At 44.8% G+C, this 6,627-nt stretch carries 5 protein-coding genes; 4 read left to right on the top strand and 1 reads right to left on the bottom strand.

The annotated features are described in order from the left end of the window. A partial coding sequence (locus tag B4G81_RS02965) for a transposase (RefSeq protein ID WP_294079901.1) occupies positions 1–537 on the bottom strand: 537 nt, incomplete at its 3' end. Between the two features lie 153 nt (positions 538–690). Between B4G81_RS02965 and B4G81_RS02960 the strand changes: the two genes are divergently transcribed. From B4G81_RS02960 to B4G81_RS02945, 4 genes are all read left to right on the top strand, one after another. Continuing rightward, positions 691–1,818 carry a glycosyltransferase family 4 protein gene (locus B4G81_RS02960; protein WP_294079899.1) on the top strand — a complete coding sequence of 376 codons (1,128 nt, stop codon included), beginning with the start codon at positions 691–693 and terminating at the stop codon, positions 1,816–1,818. A gap of 150 nt (positions 1,819–1,968) precedes the next feature. After that, positions 1,969–3,054, top strand: coding sequence for a GDP-mannose 4,6-dehydratase (gene gmd, locus B4G81_RS02955; RefSeq protein ID WP_294079897.1), 1,086 nt, complete (start codon positions 1,969–1,971; stop codon positions 3,052–3,054). Between the two features lie 23 nt (positions 3,055–3,077). Further along, positions 3,078–5,933: a bifunctional fucokinase/fucose-1-phosphate guanylyltransferase gene (locus B4G81_RS02950; RefSeq protein WP_294079895.1), complete on the top strand. Its 2,856-nt coding sequence runs from the start codon at positions 3,078–3,080 to the stop codon at positions 5,931–5,933. A 27-nt stretch (positions 5,934–5,960) separates the two neighbouring features. Further along, positions 5,961–6,605, top strand: coding sequence for a hypothetical protein (locus B4G81_RS02945; RefSeq protein WP_294079893.1), 645 nt, complete (start codon positions 5,961–5,963; stop codon positions 6,603–6,605). Positions 6,606–6,627: the final 22 nt, after the last annotated feature.

Below are 6,627 nucleotides of genomic sequence, written 5' to 3'. Positions count from 1 at the left end.
ATCCACCTTGTTGGAGTAAATTCTACGAAACTGCATGTTTTCCTTTGCTCTTGTAACGAAGTAAGCCTTACTGCAGTTGAGCTTGTAAAGGCGGGTAAAGTCTATATAGCCTTTATCCATGATGTAGAAAACCCCTGCTTCATAGGTAAGCGCATCGAGCATGTTAACATCATGAACTTTCGCGCTTGTTATCAGCACAAGAGATGGAATGGATGTCTTGATATCGTAGAGGGTATGCAACGCGAACTCTTCATAGATCCTGTAATCCCTATTACGGTTAGCTTTATGAAGATTGGTACGGGTAACGCTTTTACCTCCAAGATGGTAATACTTCCTGTTATGAGCTTCCAGGCTAAGCATCAGGTCCCGCATGCCATCACGGGCTGTGAGCTGACCGAAGATCATGCAAAGCAACTGATTCCAACATGTAGATGATCTGATTTTCTTATTTCCGTCATGCTTTGTGACAATAGTGTCAAAGAGTCGACGAGGTAGAAAATCTGTAAGTTGAGCGAAGATATTTTTCCCTTGATTCATTGTTTTTTGCTTTTGGACAAAGCTAAAAACTAGTTTTCAATTAAAATCGTCACGCTCAAAAAAGATGCATAACTATGCGATATACAATAATTTCAAAGATCGTTTTTTAATTTAAAGTGCCCACTAATGATCTAAATTAAGTTTGCAAGTCCAATGAAGCGAATTGTGTTTGTTGTAAATATTGACTGGTTTTTTCTATCTCATCGTCTACCTTTGGCGGTAGAGGCTATTAAAAGGGGTTATGATGTTTATCTTTTAACAGCTAATTCAGGAAAAAGAGCCGAAGTTGAAGGGTATGGAATAAAATTTATTGAAATTCCTTTTGAGAGGTCTGGAAGGAATTTGCTTCATGAATGGAGGTGTGTTCGAATTCTGTCCAAATATTACAAACAATTAAAGCCGGATATTATTCACCATGTCACTCTTAAGGCAGCGTTATTAGGTTCAATAGCAGCCAAAATATCAGGTTATACAGATGTCGTTAATGCTATAAGTGGTTTAGGGTATAACTTTACTGACGGGCGTAATGGCCTTCTTCAGAAATTTATCCTATTTATGATGAGAAAATCATTTAAATCGGATCATTTTTATTTTATCCTTCAGAATCCTGATGATATTGAAATGATGAAAAGTCAGGATTATGTTTCTGAGAATCATTATAAATTAATTAAGGGTTCAGGTGTAGACTTGAAAAAGTTTCAGTTTACTCCACCATTAAAGAATGATAAGATTCACATTTTATTCCCTGCACGTATATTGTATGACAAAGGAGTAATGGAACTCATAGAAGCCGCTAAACGTTTAGAAAAGAATTGGAAAGGTAAAATCATTTTTGTTTTAGCAGGTGATTGTGATGAAAATAACAAAGCAGTAATTCATGAAGAGTATTTATTGAAACACCTAGTTCCGGATTATATAGAATGGATAGGATTCAGTAAAAATATGATTTCTCTATATCAACAATCAGATATAGTAGTACTTCCATCTTATAGAGAGGGTCTCCCTAAATCGTTAATAGAGGCATGTGCTATTGGGCGACCTATAATTACTACAGATGTACCCGGATGCAGAGAGTGCGTTGTTGAAGGTTATAATGGCCTATTAGTTCCTGCAAAAACTGTTGAACCTTTAGCTAATACTATTGAAGTTTTATGTGGAGATTACTCTTTGAGAATGCTAATGGGTAAAAACTCACGTGCATTAGCAGAAAAGGAGTTTTCTATTGAAAGCGTTATAGAAAAGACCTTTGATATTTATGAAGAAATATTTATGGAATATTGATATGAAATTACTATTTAAAATATAAACGGTTTCGGTATACAACTTTTTAACAAAAGCTTAGAAAAATCTACAATATATGGATTAAATCAAAATCAGTCTGAAATAGAGATGATTTGAAGATATAAATTGAATTGACTTATATATTTAAATATGACAAAAAAAGCATTGATCTCAGGTATCACCGGACAGGATGGATCTTATCTGGCTGAGTTCCTGTTGGAGAAAGGATATGAGGTACACGGGCTGCTTAGGCGGTCTTCTTCGTTTAATACAGGGCGAATTGAACATCTCTACCTAGATGAGTGGGTGCGTGACATGCATCAGAAACGGTTGGTGAACCTGCACTACGCAGATATGACCGATTCTAGTTCACTGATTCGGGTGATACAGAATATTCAACCGGACGAGATATATAACCTGGCTGCGCAGAGTCACGTGAAGGTGAGCTTCGATGTGCCTGAATATACGGCTGAAACGGATGCGGTGGGGACACTGCGTTTGCTGGAGGCGGTACGTATCCTGGGGCTGGAGAAGAGTACCCGCATTTATCAGGCTTCTACTTCAGAACTGTTCGGACTGGTGCAGGAGGTTCCGCAAAAGGAGACGACTCCTTTTTACCCGCGCAGTCCTTATGGGGTAGCCAAATTATACGGTTTCTGGATTACAAAGAACTACCGGGAGTCGTACGGCATGTATGCTGTGAACGGGATCCTGTTCAATCACGAGAGTGAGCGACGGGGGGAGACTTTCGTTACCCGAAAGATCTCCATCGCGGCTGCAAGAATTGCCCAGGGGATGCAGGACAAGCTTTACCTGGGTAACCTGGATGCAATGCGTGACTGGGGTTATGCGAAAGACTACGTGGAATGCATGTGGATGATTCTGCAGCACCCGGATCCGGAGGACTTTGTGATTGCCACCGGTGAGATGCATTCGGTAAGGGAGTTTTGTACGCTTGCCTTTGCCGAAGCGGGCATCACCCTCAGATGGGAAGGTGAAGGGGTGAACGAGAAAGGGATTGACGTAACATCCGGCAAGGTACTGGTAGAGGTGGACAAGAAATATTTCCGCCCTGCCGAGGTGGAACAGCTGCTGGGTGATCCGACCAAAGCAAGAACGTTGTTGGGTTGGAATCCGACCAAGACATCGTTCCCGGAATTGGTACAGAAGATGGTGGCACACGACATGCGCTTCGTGCGTAAGTTGAAATTGAAAGCGGAGATTGACGAAGACTAACAATAAATTTGGTTGAACTGGCAATGCGACGACTGCTTTCTCTTCCCCCCAATGCCGTAAAGGATTATCACCGACTTCATCACCGTAGCGAGAATGAGTGGTTTTGTACTTCGGACCCCCGGGACAAACGGTTGGGATCGGGGAGTGGTACCACCTGGTTGCTGGAAGAGTGTTATCGGGAGGAGCATCCGGGGGAAGATTTTAACGACTGGCTCTCGGCTGAGAAACGGATATTGATTCATGCCGGTGGTCAAAGTCGTCGCCTTCCTGCCTACGCGGTGACGGGCAAGATCAGCCTTCCGGTGCCGGTGTTCCGCTGGGCGAGGGGGCAGAGGTTGTCGCAGGATCTGCTGTCGCTTCAACTCCCGCTCTACGAGAAGATCATGCAGCAGTCGCCCGCCTCACTGCGCACGCTGGTGGTGAGCGGGGATGTCTATATCCATAGCGACAAACCGCTGCAGGAGATACCGGAAGCGGATGTGGTCTGTTACGGACTGTGGGTGGATGCATCGCTGGCCACCCGTCACGGGGTCTTTGCAGCACGCAGGGAGACGCCGGAAGAGCTGGATTGCATGCTGCAGAAACCATCGCTGCATGAGCTGGAGAACTTGTCGCATTCGCACTTCTTCCTGATGGACATCGGCCTGTGGCTGTTGAGCGACCGGGCGGTGGAGTTATTGCGGGATCGTTCCTATGACGGGGGGAATTCATTGCGCTTTTATGATCTCTACAGTGACTTTGGACGGGCATTGGGTAATCGGCCTTCCAAGAACGACAAAGAAATTAACAAACTCTCTGTAAAGATTGTCCCGCTCAACGGGGGTGAGTTTTACCATTACGGTACCAGTCGGGAGATGATATCCTCCACGCTGGCATTGCAGAACAAGGTGCATGACCAGCGGTTGATCATGCACCGCAAAATCAAACCCAACCCTGCCATCTTCACACAGAACGCGGTGGTGGAAGTCTCTTTCACGGAGAGCAACCGCAACATATGGATTGAGAATGCTCATATCGGGAAGGGATGGACTCTTTCGGCGGATCACGTGATTACCGGGGTGCCTGAGAACGACTGGCTGCTGAAACTGCCGGAGGGCACCTGCATCGACATGGTGCCGGTGGATGAAACAGGATATGTGATTCGTCCATATGGAATAAATGATGCTTTTAAAGGAAGTGTCAACAGTCCGGAGACGATTTGGATGGGTCGCCCCATCATTCAGTGGTTGGAAGAAAGAAAACTGACCTCCGACGTGCTTGGGAAAGCAGGAATTGATCTCCAACAATGTGTTCTCTTTCCCTGTCTGGAATCAAAAGAAGAAATGGAGAAAGTCATTCAATGGATGATTGGGACGGAACCCTTATCCACTGAAGGGAAAGATATTTGGTTTCGGACCACACGCTTTTCGGCCGATGAGTTGATGGATCGGGCATCTTTATCCCGTTTATATACCCAACGGTCGGAGTTTCGACGGAAGAACTATCCGATGTTGGAGCAGAACTATGAAAAGAGTGTTTTTTATCAGCTCGATCTTTCCTATGTGGTGGACGATTATGTGGGGTTGCAATTGCCGGTACCGAAGGCTCTTCCGGAAGAGACGGACAGCATGCAAAAGATTCACAACAGGATGCTTCGTTCCCGCCTTTTTTCGTCGCAGGGCGACAGCGCGAATTCGGAGAAGGAAGAGTCGAAAGCTTTTTCGCTGCTGAGAAACGGATTGATCAGCGCCGTGACGGGAGAGAAACGTCTACCAAGATTAGCTGCACTTTCCGATCAGATTGTGTGGGGCAGGAGTCCGGTACGGATTGATCTTGCCGGAGGGTGGACCGATACACCTCCTTTTTCGCTCTACGCGGGTGGAAGTGTAGTGAACATTGCCATAGAGTTGAACGGGCAACCGCCCTTGCAGGTATATGTAAAGCCTTGCAGTGAGCATCACATCCTGCTGCGATCCATCGATATGGGGGCGACGGAGGTTGTGGAGACCTACGAAGAGTTGAGGGATTACCGCAGGCTGGGATCCCCCTTTTCCATTCCGCGGGCTGCATTGGCGCTTTGTGGCTTTCTGCCTGAGTTCGCCGGTGGGCGGTATGTTTCGCTCGAAGAACAGTTGAAAGCTTTTGGCGCCGGCATAGAGATCACCCTGCTTTCGGCCATCCCCGCCGGGTCGGGATTGGGCACCAGTTCAATTTTGGCAGCAACGGTGTTGGGTGCATTGAATGACTTCTGTGGTTTGCAGTGGAACAAGCAGGAGATTGCAACCATCACGTTGGTACTGGAACAATTGCTCACCAGTGGCGGTGGCTGGCAGGATCAGTATGGGGGCATCTTGCATGGGGTGAAGTTGTTGGAGTCGGAACGGGGTTTCCTTCAGAAGCCGCAGGTGAGTTGGTTGCCTGAATCGCTCTTCAGCGACCCTACTTATGCTTCCTGTCACCTGTTGTACTATACAGGGATCACCCGTGTGGCCAAGAACATCCTGGGTGAGATTGTCCGGTCTATGTTTCTGAACGAAGGACAGCATCTCTCCATCCTACATGAAATGAAATCACATGCCCTGGATATGGCGGAGTGCATACAGCGGGGCGAACTTGACCGGTACGGAAAACTGGTGCTGAAGAGCTGGCAGCAGAACAATGCGTTGGACAGAGGGACCAATCCCCCGGGTGTGGCGCAGATCATTGATCTGGTTAAAGATTATACCCTTGGTTACAAGCTTCCCGGTGCCGGTGGTGGAGGCTATCTCTACATGGTTGCCAAAGATCCGGAAGCTGCACTGCTGATTAGGAAGATCTTAGAGGAGAACCGCCCGAATGACAAAGCCCGTTTTGTGGAGATGCAACTTTCCCACAAAGGTTTTCAGGTGTCGAGGTCATAGAAATTATTAAGATGAAATACTTTTACCATGTATAAAAAACTAAGTATTACAAACACAGGATATCTTATTGATGTAAGACAAACTCCCTTAGAATGTCCTTATTGTCATAAGTCTCAAATTCCAGAAATGCAGGTAGCTTTTCTAAAAGAAGATGGTACATATTTTATTTTATGTGCATGCATGAACTCGAATTGCAAGTTAGTATTTAATGTATTTTATGATCATAGTACTCGATCATTTCATCAAGTGAAACAAGCAGACTTAAAGAAAAAAGATTTCAATGAAGAAATAGAATTGTTAAGCCCTTCCTTCTGTGAAATTTACAATCAAGCCTATTCATCGGAACAAATGGGATTAGATCAAATAACAGGTGCTGGTTATCGCAAAGCACTTGAGTTTCTTATTAAGGACTATCTTATTTCACTACATCCGGAAAAAGAAGAAGATATTAAGAAAAAGTTTCTTGGTAATTGTATCAATGATGATGTTAATAATTCCCATGTAAAAGAAGTTGCAAAAAGAGCCATTTGGTTGGGTAATGATGAAACACATTACGTACGCAAATGGGAAGATAAAGATGTTTCTCATCTTAAAACACTTATCGACCTGTGTCTCCATTGGATAGAATCTGAAATAAAAACAAAAAAAATTATAGAGGAAATGCCGGGATAGAATCTTGATATTTATTAACCCA

It is taken from the genome of Proteiniphilum sp. UBA5384 (assembly GCF_002410825.1).
GTDB lineage: Bacteria > Bacteroidota > Bacteroidia > Bacteroidales > Dysgonomonadaceae > Proteiniphilum.
Note: the sequence above shows the minus strand (reverse complement) of the source record. Positions and strands in the feature narration are given on the sequence as shown.

What these genes read in the sequence shown, in the direction of transcription:
- B4G81_RS02960 (WP_294079899.1), top strand. Translation starts at nt 691, where the DNA reads ATGAAGCGAATTGTGTTTGTTGTAAATATTGACTGGTTTTTTCTATCT.
- gmd (WP_294079897.1), top strand. Translation starts at nt 1,969, where the DNA reads ATGACAAAAAAAGCATTGATCTCAGGTATCACCGGACAGGATGGATCT.
- B4G81_RS02950 (WP_294079895.1), top strand. Translation starts at nt 3,078, where the DNA reads ATGCGACGACTGCTTTCTCTTCCCCCCAATGCCGTAAAGGATTATCAC.
- B4G81_RS02945 (WP_294079893.1), top strand. Translation starts at nt 5,961, where the DNA reads ATGTATAAAAAACTAAGTATTACAAACACAGGATATCTTATTGATGTA.